The organism is Pseudomonas sp. P5_152, assembly GCF_033989915.1.
GTDB lineage: Bacteria > Pseudomonadota > Gammaproteobacteria > Pseudomonadales > Pseudomonadaceae > Aquipseudomonas.
The window spans coordinates 2,291,203-2,308,842 of the sequence record NZ_JASFAH010000002.1; the positions used below are offsets into that span (position 1 = coordinate 2,291,203).

The window sequence follows — 17,640 nt, forward strand, 5'->3', positions numbered from 1 at the left end:
AATCAGCGCACGTGGGCAATGCGCGGCAGTTTACCTTAAATCACTGCGGTTTCTGCTTACGCCACTGCGGCAAGCCGATCAACACCACGGCACTGATGATCACCGTCATCGCCAGGGTTTCTTCCAGGCCAATGGTTTCACCGGCAAAAACGATCCCCAGCAACACCGCCACGGCCGGGTTGACGTAGGCATAACTGGTGGCCGCTGCCGGGCGCACGTGCTTGAGCAGGTACATGTAGGCGTTGAACGCGACGATCGAACCGAGCAGCACCAGGTACATCAGCGCTGCCCAGCCTTCGATCGGCGGCAGGCTGTGCAGGCGTTCGCCGGACAGTGCGCTGGCGATCATCAGCACCACGCCACCCACCAGCATCTCGGCGGCACTGGCCATCGCCCCTTGGGGCAACGGTAAATGCTTGCTCCACACCGAACCAAAGGCCCAGGCCGCCGCGGCAAAGATCAGCAACGCCGCACCCAAGGGGCTGGACTGCAGATTGGAACCGAGGTTGAGCATGGCGATCCCAATCAGGCCCAGCACAATCCCCGACCACTCCAGGCGGGTATTGCGCGCACCCCAGAAATAGCCGCAGAGCAAGGTGAACAGCGGCACCGTGGCCACCGCCAACGCCGCCACGCCCGAGGCCACGCCCGCATGCTCGGCAACCGTCACCGCGCCGTTACCACAACTGAGCAACAGCACCCCGATCGCTGCGGCCGCCTTCCACTGCTGCCACGTGGGCGCCGGCACCCCGCGCCAGCGCAGAAAGGCATACAGCAGGGTTCCGGCAATGATAAAGCGCACGCCCCCCAGCATCAGCGGTGGCCAGTACTCGACGCCGATGCGGATCACCAGGTAGGTAGACCCCCAGATCACATACAGCGCAAAAAAGGCTCCAATCAGCGGTAACGGGAAACGGCGAAGACCAGGCATGGGACGCTCTGAGGCAGGACAAGTGGAGCGTTATTCTAGAAAGCCGACGGACGGAACTTAAGTTACAAAACCTGTTTATAAGGCCCGTACACTTTTCAAAACACGGAGATAACAGCTATAAGCCGTACTTTCGAAAGTCAGCGGTTCAGGGAGCCTGTTTATGGATAAATACGACCGAATGCTGCTCAGTGTCCTCATGGAAAATGGGCGAGCGTCCTACGCCGAATTGGCGCGCAAGGTGAACCTGTCGGCGCCCGCCGTCGCCGAGCGGGTCGCCAAGCTGGAGTCCAGCGGTGTGATCACCGGTTACCAGGCCACCGTCGACCTGGCCAAGGTCGGCCTGCCGATCCAGTGCCTGATCGAACTGCGCCTGACCCAGCACGGCAACCAGAAAGCCTATGACGAAATGATCAAGATCCCCCAGCTCACCGAGTGCCATCGCGTCACCGGCGACTCCTGCGTGATCATGCGTGGCGCAGTGGCCTCGATGATCGAGTTGGAAGACTTGATCAATCGTGTCGCCCGGTTCGGCTCCAGCAAGACCTCGATCGTGCTCTCCAGCGCCTTCGAAAAACGCGTCCCCCTGGGGCAACTGGAAGGCAACGCTAAAAACGGCGCATGAGGTCTAGGGGGTGGCCAGGAAGGTCAGAACCCGCGATGGCGCTTGAGATGCTCGTTGATCTTCGCCGCCGGAACCTTCTGCAAGCTGCGCAGCAGGTCATGGGACAGCTCGCGCAAGCCGTGCGTGTGCCGCAACTCCTGCGCCAGGTGCGCAGTTAGGTTGGCTGCCATCTCGGCGTCGGCCATGGCCCGGTGAGCCTGGCCGGTGTGGGGTAACCCGGCGAAACGGGTGAGGGTACCCAACTTGTGGTTGGGCGCCGCCGGCATCAGGCGGCGGGCCAGTAACAGCGAGCAAGCAAAGTGCTGCAAGCGCGTGCGCTTGATCTGGCCCAGCTCGAAGTCCCAGAACTTCTGGTCGAATGCTGCGTTGTGCGCCAGCAGTGGCGTGGTCCCGACAAACTCGTTGACCTCGTTCATCACCTGCTGCGCACTGGGTGCGGTGCGCAGCATGGCGTTGCTGATGCCGGTCAGTTGTTCGATAAATGCCGGCACGCGCACGCCGGCATTCATCAGGCTCTGGTAACGCTCGACGATGCGCCCCTGTTCTAGAATCACCACGGCGATTTCCGTGGCCCGGCAACTGCTGCTGGGGGAGATTCCGGTGGTTTCAAAGTCGATGACGGCTATGCGTTCCAAACCTGTTCCTTGCGTTCAATAATCAGTTTTTGAGCAACAACGCGCCTTCGATCGGCACGTAGCGTGTGGCCGCGCGAATCAGCGAATTGGCGGTGAGACCCGGCACGCCATAGGCAACGGCGGCCACCCCGTGCTTGTTGATGATGCGCTCGAGCAGCATGTCGAAATCGCCGTCACCGGAGGCCAGCACCACTTCGTCGACGTGGTCGGCGGCGTCCATGATATCCAGGGTAATGCCCACGTCCCAGTCGCCCTTGGCCGAGCCGTCGCTGCGCTGGATGTAGGGCTTGAGCTTCACGATGAAACCGAGGTTACGCAGGATCTGCTGGAACTGCTGCTGCTTGCTGTCACCGCGATCGATGGCGTAGGCATAGGCCTCGACGATCTGCCCGTGCTGGCTGATGTCAGCCCACAAGGCGGCATAGTTGAAATGACAGCCGTAGGCCTGGCGCACGGTGTAATAGAGGTTCTGGACATCGGCGAACACTGCGATCTTCTTCACCGCACATCCTCTTGGCGCGCACAGGCGCAGGCGATTGTTCGGACCCCGGGCCCGAAAAGTCGCCCAGTATGCCAGTCGCAAGGAAGGTTGGGCGAATCATCAGTCCGGGACGGCGCAACGCCCCGGACGAATGGCGGATCAGACGAAGCTATCGTCGTCGCCGAACAACGACGAGCCGTCATCGCTGTAGCCGGCGTCGGCAAACCCGCCCTGGTCGTTGCCGTAGCTGTCGTTACCGGCCATGCGCGGTTCGTCACTCCAGCCGGTGCCGGTGTCATTGACTGGCGCGGGCTCTGGCTTGATCACCTCGACGACTTCCTGGGGCGCCTGGTTACTGTGGAACAGGCTGCTGATTCCCTGCGCCAGCATCACCCCGCCCGCTACCCCGGCAGCGGTCTTCAGGGCGCCACCGAGGAAGCTGCCGCCAGCCGCCGGCGCCTGTTGCGCCGCAGCGCCTGGGTTCTGGGCCGCAGCCGTGAAATTTTGCGCGCCGGACTGGGCATTGGGCGCCGAGCGTCCGGGCTCACGCCAACCATTGCCGCTGGATGTCGGCGCTACGCGGGATGCACCAGGCTGTGGGTCACGCGGCCCGCCAAACAGGCTGGACAGGAACCCGCCACTGCCGCTCGGCGCCGCTGCCGGGGTCTGCGCCTGGGCCTGCAACACCTGGTTGCGCAATTGCTCAACCTGTTGCGCGAGCGCTTGGTTTTGCTCGTCGAGGCGCTTGAGCGCCGCCTCTTGCACCAGGATCGCCTGGGTCATGAAATAACCGGCATCGGGCTGGCGACCCAGGTGCTGGTTGATTCGCGCTTGCGCCAGGGCGTCGCGCGGTTCGGCCTGGGTTTGCGCCTGTTGCAGCCGTGCAAACAGGTCATCGATCAGGGATTGCTCTTCGCTGTTCATGGCGACCTCATAGATTGCCGGAAAAATCTTTGCCCTCATCCCGTGTGGATTAGGTGCCCGGCAGTAATGGGGCCGACGCCAGCTGTTTCAATGCGCTTTACCTAACGTTTACCTTTGTTCAGGTAAGGCTCCCATCGGTTACAGTGTCGCCATACTTTGCAACCTGCGAAAGCGACCGATGAATCCGTTAGACGTACTCCGCGACTCCTTGTATTTCTTCAAGCGCAACCTGGGCGGCATCGTCTCGTTGTGCCTGCCGCTGGTGGTGATCGAGGCCCTGCTGCAACAATTGGTCGACCACACCCAGGGACCCGAGGCGTTTCCCGGCTACAGCGTGATTGTCGGGCTGCTGGTCTACCCGTTGTACACCGCCGCGCTGATTCTGTTTCTCGATGCCCGCAGCCGTGGCGAATCTCCACGCACCCGTGACCTGTGGGCAGCATCGGCCAGCCTGTGGCCACGCTTCGCCTTGCTGACGGCCGTCAACACCCTGATGATTCTGGTGGGCCTGTCGCTGTACTTCCTGCCGGGCATCTGGCTGATGGTGATGCTGGCGTTCGCCGAATACCTGCTGGTACTGCGCAACCTGGCGCCGTTGGCCGCGATCCGCGAAAGCATGCGCCTGGCCCGAGGCAATTTCCTGCGCATCCTGGTGTGCATTCTCTGTGTGATGGGGCCACTGTGGCTGCTCAAGGGGGTGAGCGTCTCGCTCTATCCGTCACCACAGAACCCGGTGCTGTCGGTCCTTATCGAAAGTGGCCATAGCTTCCTGCAACTGTTCACCAGCGTGGTGCTGTTTCGCCTGTTCATGCTGATCAGCGAAGCGCCTGACAAAACCCAGGGCAATGCCTGACCGCAGCACCCTTGGGCTCGGACCCTGCTCTCGGTTATGCTCGGGACCAACTTTGTAACGCCATAAGCCGAGCCCATGACCCGCCTACTGCGCTACACCCTCTTAGGCCTGCTGATCCTGGCAGGCCTGTTGCTGGCCTCGACCTACAGCCTGACCTGGCGCCCCGAGGCCAAGGAACCCCTGACGGTGCAGTGCAGCGCCCCGGCGCCCTCGCTGGTGCCTGGCCAGGCGCTGAAGGTCATGACCTGGAACGTGCAGTACCTGGCGGGCAAGCGTTATGTGTTCTGGAACGACCTGGCCCAGGGCAGCGACGAATCCCCGACCCCGGAAGACATGGCCTTCAGCCTCGATGAAGTGGCGCGGGTGATCCGCGATGAGCAGCCGGATGTAGTGCTGTTGCAGGAGCTGGATGACGGGGCCAAGGCCAGCGACTATCAGGACCAGCTCAAACTGCTCCGCGAACGCCTGGCGGACCTCTATCCCTGCAGTACCTGGGCGTTCGACTGGAAGGCTGACTTCGTGCCGGACCTGCATATTTTCGGCAGTGTCGGCCGGCAATTGGCGACCTTGAGCCGCTACCAGATCGAACACGCCGAACGCCAGCAACTGCCCGAGCCGCCGCAGAACTTCATCAGTCGCCAGTTCCAACCGAAAAACGCCTTGCTGGTGAGCTACCTGCCCCTCAGAGACGGCGGCCAGTTGGCGCTGCTCAATACTCACCTGGACTGGGTGCGCCAGCCGGACGACAGCCTGCAGAACAAGGTCGCGGCGGTCGCCAAGGTGTTGGATAAGTTCGAGGCGCGCGGCACCCCGTGGCTGATCGGTGGTGATTTCAACCTGCTGCCCCTGGGCCAGTTCCAGCGCCTGCCCCCCGAACAGCGCACGCCCTACACCGCCGACAGTGCCCTGCACACGCTGTGGGACAAGTACCCGATGATCCCGACCAATAACGAAGCCAGCGGCATCGACCGCGCTCGCTGGCTGACCCACTATCCCAACGACCCTGGCCTCAACGGCCCGGACCGGACGGTCGACTACCTGTTCTACAGCCCCAGACTCAAGCGGGTACAAGCCGAGGTCCGGCAGGACGATACGCTGCGCATTTCCGATCACTTGCCGGTGATTGCGCGGTTTCTGCTACCGGCAACACCGTAAGCACGGTTTTTTTGTAGGAGCGAGCTTGCTCGCGATGGCGGTGTGTCAGGCAACCTTGATGTTGAATGGACCGGCCCCATCGCGGGCAAGCCCGCTCCCACAGATCCGGATTCAGGTGCTCGCGGATGTTGCATACGGCCACCCAACCATCAGGATTTTCGCGGTTTGGCCCGCGCCGTGGCTTCTGCCACCAGAGGGTCATCGGGCCAGTAGTGCTTGGGGTATCGGCCCTTCAGGTCCTTCTTCACTTCGGCGTAGGTACTGCGCCAGAAATTTGCCAGGTCCTGGGTCACCTGCACCGGGCGGCGGGCCGGTGACAGCAGGTGCAGCTTGACCACCTGCCGGCCACCGGCAATGCGCGGGGTCTCGGCCAGGCCAAACAATTCCTGCAGGCGCACCGCGAGAATCGGTGGCTGTTCACTGTAGTCCAGGCGGATCGACGACCCCGAAGGCACGCTCAGGTGATGGGGCGCCAGCTCATCCAGGCGTTGGGGCAACGGCCAGGGCAGCAAGTTATGCACAATGCTCGACAGGTCCAGGTTGGCAAAGTGGCTGAGCCGCGAAACCCGCCCCAGATAAGGCATCAGCCAGTGTTCCAGGCTCTTGAGCAGCGCGCCGTCGCTGACATCCGGCCAACTGCTGTCGCCCTGCTGATCGAGGTCGAGCTGGCGCAAGAGCGCCACACGGGCCTGCCATTGCCGCAGCTCCGGGGTCCAGGGCAACAGCTCCAGGCCCTTGCGCCGCACCAGGTTGACCAGCGCCTGACTGCGCGCCGCTTCATCCAGGCCGGTCAACGGCTCACGACTCAATACCATCTCGCCGACCTTGCGCTGGCGCTCAGCGCGCAGCACGCCTTCACGCTCATCCCAATCCAGTTGATCGACGCAACGCACCTGCTCGGCCAATACCGAGTCGAACAGCGCCGGGTCAAAATCCGCCGCCAGGTAGATCCGTTCTTCCCGTTGCCCCTGGCGACTGCCCAAATCGGCGATGACCAGCCAGCCCTGCTTCATCAGGCTGTCCGCCTCGGCAAACAACGCCGCGCGCCCGTTGGCCAAGCGATATTCCGCGCCGCCCGCACGGCGCTGCTGGGCCACGCGGTCCGGGTAGGCCAGGGCCAGCAACGCGCCAAGCCAGCGCGGATGTTGCGGGTCCGCCACCGGTTGCTCGGGTTTGCCACGCAGATAGCCGCGATACTGCCGCGCCAGTTGCCGAGCCCGCTGCACACCACCCTGGGCGCCCCGGGCAGCCCGTTCCTCACCGGACAGCAGCACCAGGCGACTGTGCAGGTCGGCACCGGCGCCGCGCAAAATATCCCGCTCGCCGAGCAACGCCGCGACATCGCAGGCCATGTTCGCCAGGCCCAGCGCCTGGCCGCGCAGCAACAAATGGGCAATCCGCGGGTGGGCCGGCAGTTCGGCCATAGCCTGGCCATGCCGGGTCAGTTGCCAATCTTGCGGCGAGGAGCCTTGCAGGGCCCCCAAGCGTTCGAGCAGGTCCTGGGCCTGGGCATACGCCGCCGCCGGCGGCACATCGAGCCACACCAGTTGCCCCGGAGTCACACCCCAACGCCCCAACTGCAACGCCAGGCCGGCGAGGTCCGCCGAGAGTATTTCGGCACTGGCATAGGCTGCCAATTGTTCATGCTGGTCCTGGGACCACAGCCGATAACACACCCCCGGCTCCAGGCGTCCGGCACGACCGGCACGTTGGGTGGCGCTGGCGCGGGAGATCCGCTGGGTATCGAGGCGTGTCATGCCGCTGCCAGGGTCGAAACGCGGCACCCGCGCCAGCCCGGCATCGATTACTACCCGCACGCCGTCAATGGTCAGGCTGGTCTCGGCGATGTTGGTCGCCAGCACCACTTTGCGTTGCCCCGCCGGCGCCGGATCGATGGCCGCCCGCTGCGCTGCCAGGTCGAGTTCGCCGTGCAACGGGCACAACAACACCGTGGAGCGCTCACCCAGGGCATCGGCCAATTGCTGGTGTACCCGACGGATTTCCGCTTGCCCGGGCAGGAATACCAACAGGCTGCCAGTCTCATCATTCAAGGCTTCGAGCACGGTCTGCACCAACCGTGGCTCGATGAACTCGCCCGGCTGAAACGGCCGGCCCCAGCGCATCGCCACCGGGTACATGCGGCCTTCGCTGCGCAGGATCGGCGCATCATTCAGCAAGCTGGCCAGGCGCTCGCCTTCGAGAGTGGCCGACATCAGCAGAATCTTCAGTGGCTGCTCGTCGCGAAACAGCTCCCGGCCATTGAGGCTCAGGGCCAGGGCCAGGTCGGCATCCAGGCTGCGCTCGTGGTACTCATCGAAAATCAGCAGGCCAACCCCCTCCAGCGCCGGATCTTCCTGCAAGCGGCGGGTGAGGATGCCTTCGGTGACCACTTCGATACGGGTGGCGGGACCGACCTTGCTGTCCAGGCGGATCCGGTAGCCGACGGTTTCCCCGACTTTCTCCCCCAGCTCACTGGCCAGGCGCTCGGCCGCTGCGCGCGCCGCCAGCCGGCGCGGCTCCAGCATCAGGATGGTTTGCCCGGCCAGCCACGGCTCGTTGAGCAGCGCCAAAGGCACGCGGGTGGTCTTACCGGCGCCGGGCGGTGCTTCGAGCACGGCTTCATGGCGTGTCGCCAGGGCTTCACGCAGCGCGGGTAAAACTTCATCTATCGGCAAAGAAATCATGCTGGCTCCAAAACAGAGCGGCGAGTATAACGGCGAACTGCTTTGCGTTCGTCACGGTCCTAATTCATAGCGACGACGTTTCGTTTCAAGTTTGCCGAGGAGAATTCTTATGCGTGTTCCGTTTCGTCTGATTGGTGGTGTGCTGGTAGCGACCCTGCTGACCCAACTGACCGCGTGCGGGTCGATTTTCTACCCCGATCGCCGTGGCCAGATCGACGGCAAGATCGACCCGGCAATTGCCGTGCTCGATGCCGTGGGCCTGCTGTTTTATGTGATCCCCGGGCTGATCGCCTTTGCCGTGGACTTCACTACCGGGGCGATTTATTTCGAGCCAGGCAAGACCGCCCAAGTGGCCCCGGAAAAACTCCAACAAGCGATCGGCGCCGACGGCCAGGTCGACAACGCCAAGCTGCAGACCATCCTGCAAACCGAGTTGGGCCGCAGCTTCCCGTTGGACGATCCACGCCTGATCCAGCACAAGGGCAGTGCCCAGCAACTGGCATCGTTAGGGTTGCAACCCGCCGCTTGATGACGCGCACCGAAGGAACGATGCACCTATGACCAGCAGCCCGGAACACGCTCGCCTGTTACGCCTGGCCACCCGCGCCTCGGTGGCGGTGGCCAGCATCCTGATTATCGCCAAGGCCATTGCCTGGTGGTTAAGCGGGTCGGTGAGCATGCTCGCCGGCTTGACGGACTCGGCACTCGACGGCGTGACCTCGCTGCTCAATCTGCTGGCGGTGCACTACGCCCTGCGCCCGGCGGACGACGATCACCGCTATGGGCATGGCAAGGCCGAGTCCCTGGCGGGTATGGCCCAGGCGCTGTTCATCGGCGGCAGTGCATTACTGATCGCCTTCCAGGCTTTCGACCGGCTCAAGCATCCAGAGCCGGTCGGTGCGCCCTGGATCAGTATCGGGGTGATTGTGTTTTCCCTCGGCCTGACGGCGGCATTGCTGCTGTTGCAACACCGGGTTATCCGCGAAACCGGGTCCAATGCGGTGCGCGCCGACTCACTGCACTACCGCTCCGACCTGCTGCTCAATGGCAGCATCCTGCTTGCCCTGGTGCTGGCTGGGTTTGGCTGGCATCAACTGGACGCCTGGTTCGGCCTGGCCATTGCCGCCTACATCCTGTGGAGTGCGATACAGATCGCCCGGGAAAGCTTTACCGTGCTGATGGACGAGGAACTGCCGCCCGAGATCAGCCAGCACATGCTCGAACTGGCCTGTGGCGTGCCCGGCGTCCTGGGCGCCCACGACTTGCGCACCCGGGTCTCGGGCAACCACTGGTTTGTGCAACTGCATCTGGAACTGCCAGGGGACCTGACCTTATCCGTCGCCCATGGCATCAGCGACCAGGCGGCCGATGCCATTCACGCCGCCTACCCACGAGCCGAAGTACTGGTGCACGCTGACCCGCAGGAAGTGGTCAACAGCGCCCGCCATCAGTAACTCACCTGATAACCGCGCGAGCCCAGGCAATCGCCCGGGCCTGGGCTTATTTCGCAGGCACTAAAAAAGGGAGGCCCGTCGGCCTCCCCTTGAGAACTTAGTCCGTGCTCGACGCTTTTGACGCCGGCTCACCTCACTCCGTCTTCTGGACAGTGTGTAGCCCGGGGGCCAACTCGCCTCCTGTGGGAGGGGTGGCCGCGGCTGGCCTGATTCGGCGGGCCGCTGTGGACTGTTTGTCCGGGCAGTGATTCTGGTAATAAGAATAGGCCTGAGGCCACGGCAGAGGATTGCGAATATTGCTCAAATAAACATGACTTGCGCAATTTTTCACCCCTGATAGATAATCCACCGCAATTGTTAAGACAAAGGCCTGTTTCATGAGCAAACTCGACCGATACGACTTGAGCATTTTGGCGGAACTGCAGCGCGACGCACGCATCTCCAATCAGGAGCTGGCCGAGCGCATCGGCCTTTCGCCCTCGCCTTGTTCGCGGCGGGTCAAACAGTTGGAGGACGATGGCTACATCAGCCGCCAGGTCGCCTTGCTCGACCGCAAGCTGCTCGGCTTGAGCCTGACGGCCTACGTATTGATCGGCATGGACCGCCACACTCCCGAGCGCTTCGAAAATTTCGAGGCCGCCATTCGTACCCTGCCCCAGGTACTGGAGTGCAGCCTGGTGACCGGGATGGACGCCGACTACCAGCTCAAGGTGGTGGTGCCGGACATGGACCATTACCAGAAACTGCTGCTCGGCCACCTGACGCGGATTGAAGGGGTGACCAGTGTGCGCTCCAGCTTCGTGCTCAACCAGGTATTGAACAGTACCGAGTTGCCGTTGACCCATTTGCGCGGCTAAGTCCGCCATCGCGGGCAAGCCTTGCACCTACGGGGCGCAAGGCTGCGGCACACCGACGCAGGTCAATGCCCCGCCGCGTGCCCTTGGCGTATACTCCCCCGGCCTTTTTTGCCCTGCGCACGCTGGAGATGTTCGATGGATCCTGCACTGTTGGAAGAGTGGATGATGACCGGCCTGGTCAGCATCCTGATCATTTTCATGGGTTTCATCGTCTGGGACCTGGCAAAGAAATCCAAGGCCGGACGTTTCGGCTCGTTCATCCTGTTCTTTGTGCTGGGCCTGGGTGTGGCGGCATTCATCATCAAGAGCGTGGTAATTGGCCTGATCGAATCCGGCACTTTATAAGCGCGCCGGCACTTCCTTCCACTGGCCCTGGTCGAGCCCCTCGAGCGTCCAGTCGCCGATTCGCACGCGCACCAGGCGCAAGGTCGGCAAGCCCACTGCCGCGGTCATGCGCCGCACCTGGCGGTTGCGCCCCTCCCGAATCACCAACTCCAGCCAACTGGTCGGCACGCTTTTACGAAAGCGTACCGGCGGGTTGCGTGGCCACAGTTCGGGCTCTTCCAACTGACGCGCCTCAGCGGGCAAGGTCATGCCGTCATTGAGTTCGACACCGTCACGCAAGCGCTGCAACTGCTCGGCCGACGGCTCGCCTTCGACCTGCACCCAATAAGTCTTGGCCAACTTGTGCTTGGGGTCGGCAATCCGCGCCTGCAACTGGCCATCATTGGTCAGCAACAGCAGCCCTTCGCTGTCACGGTCCAGGCGGCCGGCCGGGTAGATCCCGGGAATCTCGAGGTAATCCTTGAGCGTCGCCCGCCCTTCGCCATCACTGAATTGCGTCAGCACATCGAAGGGTTTGTTGAACAGAATCAGTTTCGGTTCAGCCGGCGGCGCTTTGGCCACGCGGCGCGGGCCTGCGGGGGCAGCACCTGGGCGACGGGAAGGAGGACGAGGACGGGACATGGCAAACACAACATCTAACGGTCAGGGCCGCCCATGCTAGTGCCCCGACCGTCAAATGACCACGATAACAATCAGCGGAACGGCGGCTCGTCGAAGCTGCGCAGTTTGCGCGAGTGCAATGAGTTGAGCTCGGTGCGCAGTAGATCCACCGCGGCGATGCCGATTTTCAAGTGCTGGCTGACCGCACGCTCATAAAAAGCGTTGGCCGAACCCGGCAGCTTGATTTCACTGTGCAGCGGCTTGTCCGAGACACACAGCAACGTGCCATACGGCACCCGCAGACGATAACCCTGGGCGGCGATGGTGCCGCTTTCCATGTCCACCGCCACCGCCCGTGACAGGTTGATCAAGGGTCGCTCCTGGGCCCAACGCAATTCCCAGTTACGGTCGTCGTAGGTCAGCACGGTACCGGTGCGCAGGCGTTTTTTCAGGTCATCGCCCTTCTCGCCCGTGACGTTGGCAGCCGCCTGTTGCAGCGCCATTTGCACTTCGGCCAGCGCCGGGATCGGAATGTTCGGCGGCACCACCCGGTCGAGAATCCCGTCGCGTCGCATGTAAGCGTGGGCCAGCACGTAGTCGCCGATCGTCTGCGATTGGCGCAGGCCACCGCAGTGCCCGATCATCAGCCAGCAGTGCGGACGCAGCACAGCCAGGTGGTCGGTGATGTTCTTCGCGTTGGACGGGCCGACACCAATGTTGACCAGGGTCACGCCATGCCCGTCGGACGCCAGCAAGTGGTAGGCCGGCATCTGGTAACGGTGCCAGACCACACCTGCGGCAATGGCCGAGGCTTCGCCGTGATCCATGCTCTTTTCGATGATCACGTTGCCCGGCAGCACCATGCGCACAAAGCGCGGGTCGCTGCGCAATTGCTCCAGGCCATGGACGATGAACTGGTCGACATAACGATGGTAGTTGGTCAGCAGGATCCACGGCTGCACATGCCGCCAGTCGCTGCCGGTGTAGTGCACCAGGCGGCGCAGGGAGAAGTCGACCCGCGCGGCGTCGAACAGGGCCAGAGGCAGCGGATCGGTATTTTCCCAATCGTACAGGCCGTCGGCGATGCCATCGGTGGCCGCCGACAGGTCGGTGCTCGGGAACACCCGCGCCAGCACCGCGGCGGTCACGCCGGAGCCGGCCAGTTCATCGCCCTGCTCGACCACATAGGGGTACGGGATATTCTGCTGGCTGACACCCACTTCCACCGTCACGGTGAAGTCGTGCATCAAGGGCACCAGTTGCTCCAGCAAGTACTTACGAAACGCCGCCGGATGGGTGACGGTGACGCTGTAGGTCCCCGGCAACTGCACCTTGGCGTAAGCCCGGGTGGTCTGTGGGACTTCGCCCTGGCACAGGTAGGTCAGGCGCAATTCCGGGTAGCGGAACATCGCACGCTGTTCGGCATCGGGTTCGATGCGGTCTTTCAGATAACGCTTGAGCGCCTGGTTCAACGCCGTAGTGGCTCGCTCGTGCAGCGCGGCGAGCCGGTCCACGGCTTGTTCAGCGGTTTGAACGACAATAAAGGCTTCGGTCACGATCAGCTTCCTGTGTTCTGGCTTGCAGGCCTTCATCTTGCCTGCAACGTTGCTTCACGGGAACAGTGGCGTGTTGGTTACGCTTCAATTCCGGAACACTGGAAATCCTGTGGGAGCGGGCTTGCCCGCGATTGCGGTGTGTCAGGCAACATTGATGTTGAATGTTTGATCGCAATCGCGAGCAAGCTCGCTCCCACAGGGCTTTGTTGTGGTCAGTAGCGCTGCGGGGTCGAACGGGCGACGATGGCTTCCACATCCAGACCTCGCGGCAACGCACCGTAAACCCGGCCTCCACCGTTCAGGCGACTGGCGATAAAGGCGTCGCTGACGCTGGCATTGCCCGCCTCGAGCAACAACTTGGCCTGCAGGCCCAGGGCAATGTCCTCGGTCAGTTGGCGGGCGCGGTATTGGATGTCGCTGGTGTCCTTGAACGCCGCCTGCAACTGCTGGATGTGCGTGGCCAGGCGTTTGTCGCCATGCCCGTCGCCCAGTTCGCTGAACAGTGCATCGAGCACTCCGGGCTCTTTGGACAGGGCACGCAGCACGTCCAGGCACTGCACGTTACCGGAACCTTCCCACGTCGAGTTCACCGGCGCCTCACGGTACAGGCGCGGCAGGATGCTTTCCTCGACATAACCGGCGCCGCCCATGCACTCGGCAGCTTCATTGATCATGGCCGGGGCGCGCTTGCAGATCCAGTACTTGCCCACCGCTGTCACCAGCCGGGCGAACTTGGCTTCCTGGGTGTCATCCAGTTGATCCAGCGCCTGCCCCATGCGCAGGCTCAAGGCCAGGGCGGCCTCGCTTTCAAGCGCCAGGTCGGCGAGCACGTTCTGCATCAGCGGCTGTTCGCTGAGAAACTTGCCACCCACCTGGCGGTGGGCGCAGTGATGGCAGGCCTGAGTCAGCGCCTGGCGCATCAAGGCACTGGAGCCGACCATGCAATCAAAACGGGTCATGGCGACCATTTCGATAATGGTCGGTACGCCACGCCCCTCCTCGCCGATCATCCACGCCAGCGCCCCACGAAACTCGACTTCACTGGAGGCATTGGAGCAATTGCCCAGTTTGTTTTTCAGGCGCTGGATGTAGAACTGGTTCCGCGTGTCATCTGGTCGATGGCGCGGCAGCAGGAAGCAGGTCAGGCCCTTGTCGGTCTGGGCCAGGGTCAGGAAGGCGTCGCACATCGGTGCCGAGCAGAACCATTTATGGCCCACCAGTTCATACGCCTGGCCCGGACCGGCCGCACCGACTGGATACGCCTTGGTGGTATTGGCCCGCACGTCGGTGCCGCCCTGCTTCTCGGTCATCGCCATGCCGATCGTGACGCCGGCCTTGTGGGCCATGCCGACATTGCGCGGGTCATACTCGCGGGCGAGGATTTTCGGCAGCCATTGCCGGGCGATGTCCGGCTGCAGACGCAAGGCGGGCACGCTGGCGAACGTCATGGTCAGCGGGCAGCCACTGCCGGCTTCGGCCTGGCTGTGCAGGTACGTCATGGAGGCCCGGGCAACATGGGCGCCGGCCTGTGGATCGGTCCAGGGCAAGGACGTCAGCCCGTGCTCGACCGCAGCCCGCATCAGTTCATGGTAAGCCGGGTGAAACTCCACCAGGTCGATGCGATGACCATACCGATCATGGCTGCAGAACAGCGGCTTGTTCTGGTTGGCCAAAAACCCCGCGGCCATCAACGGACCACCGGCCAAGGCACCATAGGCGTCGATTCGCGACTCGGCCCAACCCGCCCCGAAACGCCGCGACCACTCTTGCAGCGGCAGGTCGACGCGGTACAGGTTGACCCCGTCCAGGGAGGGTGGCTGATTGGTGACTTCGTGGGTTTCGGCGAACTGGTGCAGGTTCATGGCGGGCCTCCTTGGGTCAGCGAAGACCCTCAGTTAAGCACCCTGCCACCCCCTGACAAAGTGGCATATACGCCTAAATGCCGGCGCTTTCACCTTGCTGCTGGCAAAGTAACCGACGATGCAGCACCGCCTGCAACTCTTCGAATTTCACCGGTTTGCTCAGGCAATCAGTCAGCCCGGCCTCGAAGTCCAGGCTGGTGGTGGCCACCGCAGCCAGCACCGCAACGTTGGCGTAGCCCGGCAGCGCACGGATCTGCTCGCACATCGTCTGCCCCGCCAGCTCGGGCATCGGACTGTCCAGCAGCACCGCATCAAAATACTCCCGGCGCAAGCACTCCAGCGCGGCGGGGGCGCTGTCGACACTGCGCACCCGATAGCCGAGCTTGAGCAACATGCCGCGCACCACCAGTTGATTGATACTGTCGTCGTCGACCAACAACACCCGGCAATCCTGGGGGTCGCGCACGCTCACCAGGTCCTGGCCGTGACGCACGGTAGCGGTGCTCGGCGGCAGCGTCACCACCTCGAACTCGACATCCAGCTGAAACCGGCTGCCACGCCCAGGTTCAGAGCGGTGGGTCAGGCGCCCGCCGATCAACTCGACCAATTGCCGACAGATCGCCAACCCCACTCCCAGGCCGCCGTACTCGCGGGTCATGGAACCGTCGAGCTGGAAAAAGCGCTGATACATGGTCGCCTCGCCCAGGTCAGTAAAGCCGATGCCGGTGTCGATTACGGCAAAGGACAACGCCTGGCGCCCGGCTTCAGCCGGCTTGCCGCTGACCCGCAACGCCAACCCGCCGACGTGGGTGAACTTGATCGAGTTGTCCAGCAGGCACTCCAGGCACTGCACCAGCTTGGCGCTGTCACCGTGCAGGCGGTCGGGCAAGCCCTGGGCCAGCTCAACCTTGAAATCCAGGGCCTTGCTCGCGGCATTGGCGGCGAACTGCTGGTGCAGGCCATCGACCACCGAACGCAGGCTGAACGACTCCGGGTAGGCCTTGAGGCGCCCGGCCTGCAGCTCGGTCAGGGTCAGGATGCCGTTGACCATGCGCATCATGTCCCGCGCCGAACCGGCGGCGGTCTGCTGATACTGCTCCAGCTCCGGATCCATCTCGACGGTCTGCATCAACTCCAGCGAACCGATCACCCCATTCATCGGCGTGCGCAGTTCGTGGGTCAGGGTCGCCAGGAACTCATCCTTGAGCTGGTTACTGTGGGCCAGTTGCTGGTTCAACACTTCCAGCTTCTGCCCGGCATCGAACAATGTCTGTGCCTGCTGCTCGCGCATGGTGTTGATGCGGTCAGCCAGGGCCAGGGACAGCAATGCGACCTCAATCGCCGAACCGATCTGGCTGGCGTACATGGTCAGGAACACGTTAGGCAGGTAGCCCAGCACCATCAGCGTATTGACGATGCCGCCGAGCAGGAACGCCGACCAGGCGATGATGAAATAGCGTGCCACCCGCAGGCCGCGCCACCAGGCGAAAATCCCCGCCGAGAAAATCACCACGGTGAAGATCAGCGCCAATGCCGTGGCCAGGCGCAGGGCCAGGGCATAGCTGGTCATCAACGACAGGCCGACCACCACCGCGCTGCAGGCCACCAGCGTCAATAGCAGGCGATCGAACCAGCGACTGTGACTGGAGGTTTGCAGGAAACTGCGGGCGAACTGGCTGCCGAACAGCGCCGCGCAGCCGATGAAAAACGGTGTCGAGGCGTTGGCCCACCAAGGGTTGTTCGGCCAGAAGTACTCCACCGCCGCACCGTTCACCGAGAGCTGGTACAGGCCGAACGACGCGATATAGAAGATGTAATAGAGGTAGCTGGTGTCGCGCACGCTGAGGTAGATGAACAGGTTATAGACCAGCATCCCCAGCAGGACCCCGTAAATCAGCCCGAGGATATACAGGCGCACCGGCTGGTCTTCCAGATAGGCCGTACTCGACCACAGTGCCAGCGGCGCCTGGATCGAACCCTGGCTTTGCAGGCGCAGGTAGACGGTCTTCTGTTCATTGGCCACGAAGGGCAAGTCAAACAGGTAGTTGTTCTGGCGAATTTCCCGGGTGGCGAACGGCAAGGCGTCACCGGTGCGCTGCTTGAGCTGATAATTCCCAGTGCCATCGGGCAGGTACAGGTCGACGTGATCCAGGGGTGGGTACGCCAACTCCAGCAGCCAGGTACGCAGGACCTCGGGATTGCTCGGACGGTAATGCAGGTCGATCTTCAGCCAGAACACCGAACGGGAGTAACCGGCATTCAGGGTGGCTTTGTGGTGGGGGCTGAAATGACCGGCCGCCGCTTGGGCCTGGACGTCTTTGATGCTCGCAGTGCCGGCGACATCCTCGTACACCTGCATGATCCGACCCAAGGGGAGCTTTTGGGTGAACTCATCAAAGTCCGCTGCGCTCGCCAACATGGGCAAACTCAACAGCAACATCAGCAAATAGCGCATAAAGCCCCAGCATGGCCTGTCCGGTGCGTCAGGAAGCCCCCCCATTTCCTTTTGAGCAGACGTCGAACCGATACAACCTGTTATTGGTTTGGATCCACTCTAGCATAGCCGCTGGTGGCGTTTGAACACCATTGAAATTTTTAGTTTGAAGGCTCTAGAACGGGCCTTTCGGCGGAACATAGCGGTCAATACCTGAAGATCCAGTCAGATTATGAGGATCATCCCT

16 protein-coding genes are annotated in these 17,640 nt (G+C 62.8%); 7 read left to right on the forward strand and 9 right to left on the reverse strand.

What is annotated here, in order from left to right; genetic code table 11:
• Window positions 1-40: 40 nt before the first annotated feature.
• A complete protein-coding gene (gene yedA, locus QMK50_RS10410) occupies window positions 41-931 on the reverse strand; it encodes a drug/metabolite exporter YedA (protein WP_320333074.1) in 891 nt (296 codons plus the stop codon).
• A 160-nt stretch (window positions 932-1,091) separates the two neighbouring features.
• On the opposite strand from yedA, the gene QMK50_RS10415 reads away from it, so the two are divergent.
• Window positions 1,092-1,553 (forward strand): Lrp/AsnC family transcriptional regulator, encoded by a 462-nt coding sequence (locus QMK50_RS10415; protein WP_320333075.1) that lies wholly within the window; start codon window positions 1,092-1,094, stop codon window positions 1,551-1,553.
• Window positions 1,554-1,576: 23 nt separating this feature from the next.
• Here QMK50_RS10415 and QMK50_RS10420 read toward each other — a convergent pair whose 3' ends face one another.
• The 3 genes from QMK50_RS10420 to QMK50_RS10430 form a co-directional block, all read right to left on the reverse strand.
• Window positions 1,577-2,188 carry a PolC-type DNA polymerase III gene (locus QMK50_RS10420; protein ID WP_159998096.1) on the reverse strand — a complete coding sequence of 204 codons (612 nt, stop codon included), beginning with the start codon at window positions 2,186-2,188 and terminating at the stop codon, window positions 1,577-1,579.
• A gap of 22 nt (window positions 2,189-2,210) precedes the next feature.
• Window positions 2,211-2,690: an NYN domain-containing protein gene (locus QMK50_RS10425; protein ID WP_159998098.1), complete on the reverse strand. Its 480-nt coding sequence runs from the start codon at window positions 2,688-2,690 to the stop codon at window positions 2,211-2,213.
• A 138-nt stretch (window positions 2,691-2,828) separates the two neighbouring features.
• Window positions 2,829-3,593 carry a DUF2076 domain-containing protein gene (locus tag QMK50_RS10430; protein WP_320333076.1) on the reverse strand — a complete coding sequence of 255 codons (765 nt, stop codon included), beginning with the start codon at window positions 3,591-3,593 and terminating at the stop codon, window positions 2,829-2,831.
• Window positions 3,594-3,771: 178 nt separating this feature from the next.
• On the opposite strand from QMK50_RS10430, the gene QMK50_RS10435 reads away from it, so the two are divergent.
• Both QMK50_RS10435 and QMK50_RS10440 read left to right on the forward strand, forming a co-directional pair.
• A complete protein-coding gene (locus QMK50_RS10435; protein ID WP_159998102.1) occupies window positions 3,772-4,446 on the forward strand; it encodes a YciC family protein in 675 nt (224 codons plus the stop codon).
• Window positions 4,447-4,521: 75 nt separating this feature from the next.
• A complete protein-coding gene (locus tag QMK50_RS10440) occupies window positions 4,522-5,601 on the forward strand; it encodes an endonuclease/exonuclease/phosphatase family protein (RefSeq protein ID WP_159998104.1) in 1,080 nt (359 codons plus the stop codon).
• Between the two features lie 149 nt (window positions 5,602-5,750).
• Here the strand turns inward: QMK50_RS10440 and hrpB are convergent, their stop codons facing one another.
• Window positions 5,751-8,285 carry an ATP-dependent helicase HrpB gene (gene hrpB / locus QMK50_RS10445; RefSeq protein ID WP_320333077.1) on the reverse strand — a complete coding sequence of 845 codons (2,535 nt, stop codon included), beginning with the start codon at window positions 8,283-8,285 and terminating at the stop codon, window positions 5,751-5,753.
• A 109-nt stretch (window positions 8,286-8,394) separates the two neighbouring features.
• Here hrpB and QMK50_RS10450 point away from each other — a divergent pair, with 109 nt between their 5' ends.
• The 4 genes from QMK50_RS10450 to QMK50_RS10465 all read left to right on the forward strand — a co-directional run bounded on the left by QMK50_RS10450 (window position 8,395) and on the right by QMK50_RS10465 (window position 10,941).
• Window positions 8,395-8,814, forward strand: coding sequence for a polyribonucleotide nucleotidyltransferase (locus QMK50_RS10450; RefSeq protein ID WP_095166375.1), 420 nt, complete (start codon window positions 8,395-8,397; stop codon window positions 8,812-8,814).
• A gap of 28 nt (window positions 8,815-8,842) precedes the next feature.
• Window positions 8,843-9,739 (forward strand): cation diffusion facilitator family transporter, encoded by an 897-nt coding sequence (locus tag QMK50_RS10455; protein ID WP_320333078.1) that lies wholly within the window; start codon window positions 8,843-8,845, stop codon window positions 9,737-9,739.
• 377 nt (window positions 9,740-10,116) lie between these two features.
• On the forward strand, window positions 10,117-10,596 hold the full coding sequence (locus QMK50_RS10460; RefSeq protein WP_095166364.1) for an Lrp/AsnC family transcriptional regulator: 480 nt from the start codon (window positions 10,117-10,119) through the stop codon (window positions 10,594-10,596).
• A 135-nt stretch (window positions 10,597-10,731) separates the two neighbouring features.
• Window positions 10,732-10,941: a DUF2788 domain-containing protein gene (locus QMK50_RS10465; RefSeq protein WP_095166363.1), complete on the forward strand. Its 210-nt coding sequence runs from the start codon at window positions 10,732-10,734 to the stop codon at window positions 10,939-10,941.
• Here QMK50_RS10465 and QMK50_RS10470 read toward each other — a convergent pair.
• The 4 genes from QMK50_RS10470 to QMK50_RS10485 all read right to left on the reverse strand — a co-directional run bounded on the left by QMK50_RS10470 (window position 10,936) and on the right by QMK50_RS10485 (window position 17,414).
• Window positions 10,936-11,502: a pseudouridine synthase gene (locus QMK50_RS10470; RefSeq protein WP_320334511.1), complete on the reverse strand. Its 567-nt coding sequence runs from the start codon at window positions 11,500-11,502 to the stop codon at window positions 10,936-10,938. The genes QMK50_RS10465 and QMK50_RS10470 overlap by 6 nt on opposite strands.
• A 131-nt stretch (window positions 11,503-11,633) precedes the next feature.
• Window positions 11,634-13,133: an AMP nucleosidase gene (gene amn, locus QMK50_RS10475; protein WP_162530213.1), complete on the reverse strand. Its 1,500-nt coding sequence runs from the start codon at window positions 13,131-13,133 to the stop codon at window positions 11,634-11,636.
• A gap of 176 nt (window positions 13,134-13,309) precedes the next feature.
• Window positions 13,310-14,959 (reverse strand): acyl-CoA dehydrogenase family protein, encoded by a 1,650-nt coding sequence (locus tag QMK50_RS10480; protein ID WP_320333079.1) that lies wholly within the window; start codon window positions 14,957-14,959, stop codon window positions 13,310-13,312.
• Window positions 14,960-15,032: 73 nt separating this feature from the next.
• The gene (locus QMK50_RS10485) at window positions 15,033-17,414 is read right to left on the reverse strand and encodes a 7TM diverse intracellular signaling domain-containing protein (RefSeq protein ID WP_320333080.1); all 2,382 of its coding nucleotides are present in this window, start codon (window positions 17,412-17,414) and stop codon (window positions 15,033-15,035) included.
• Window positions 17,415-17,640: the final 226 nt, after the last annotated feature.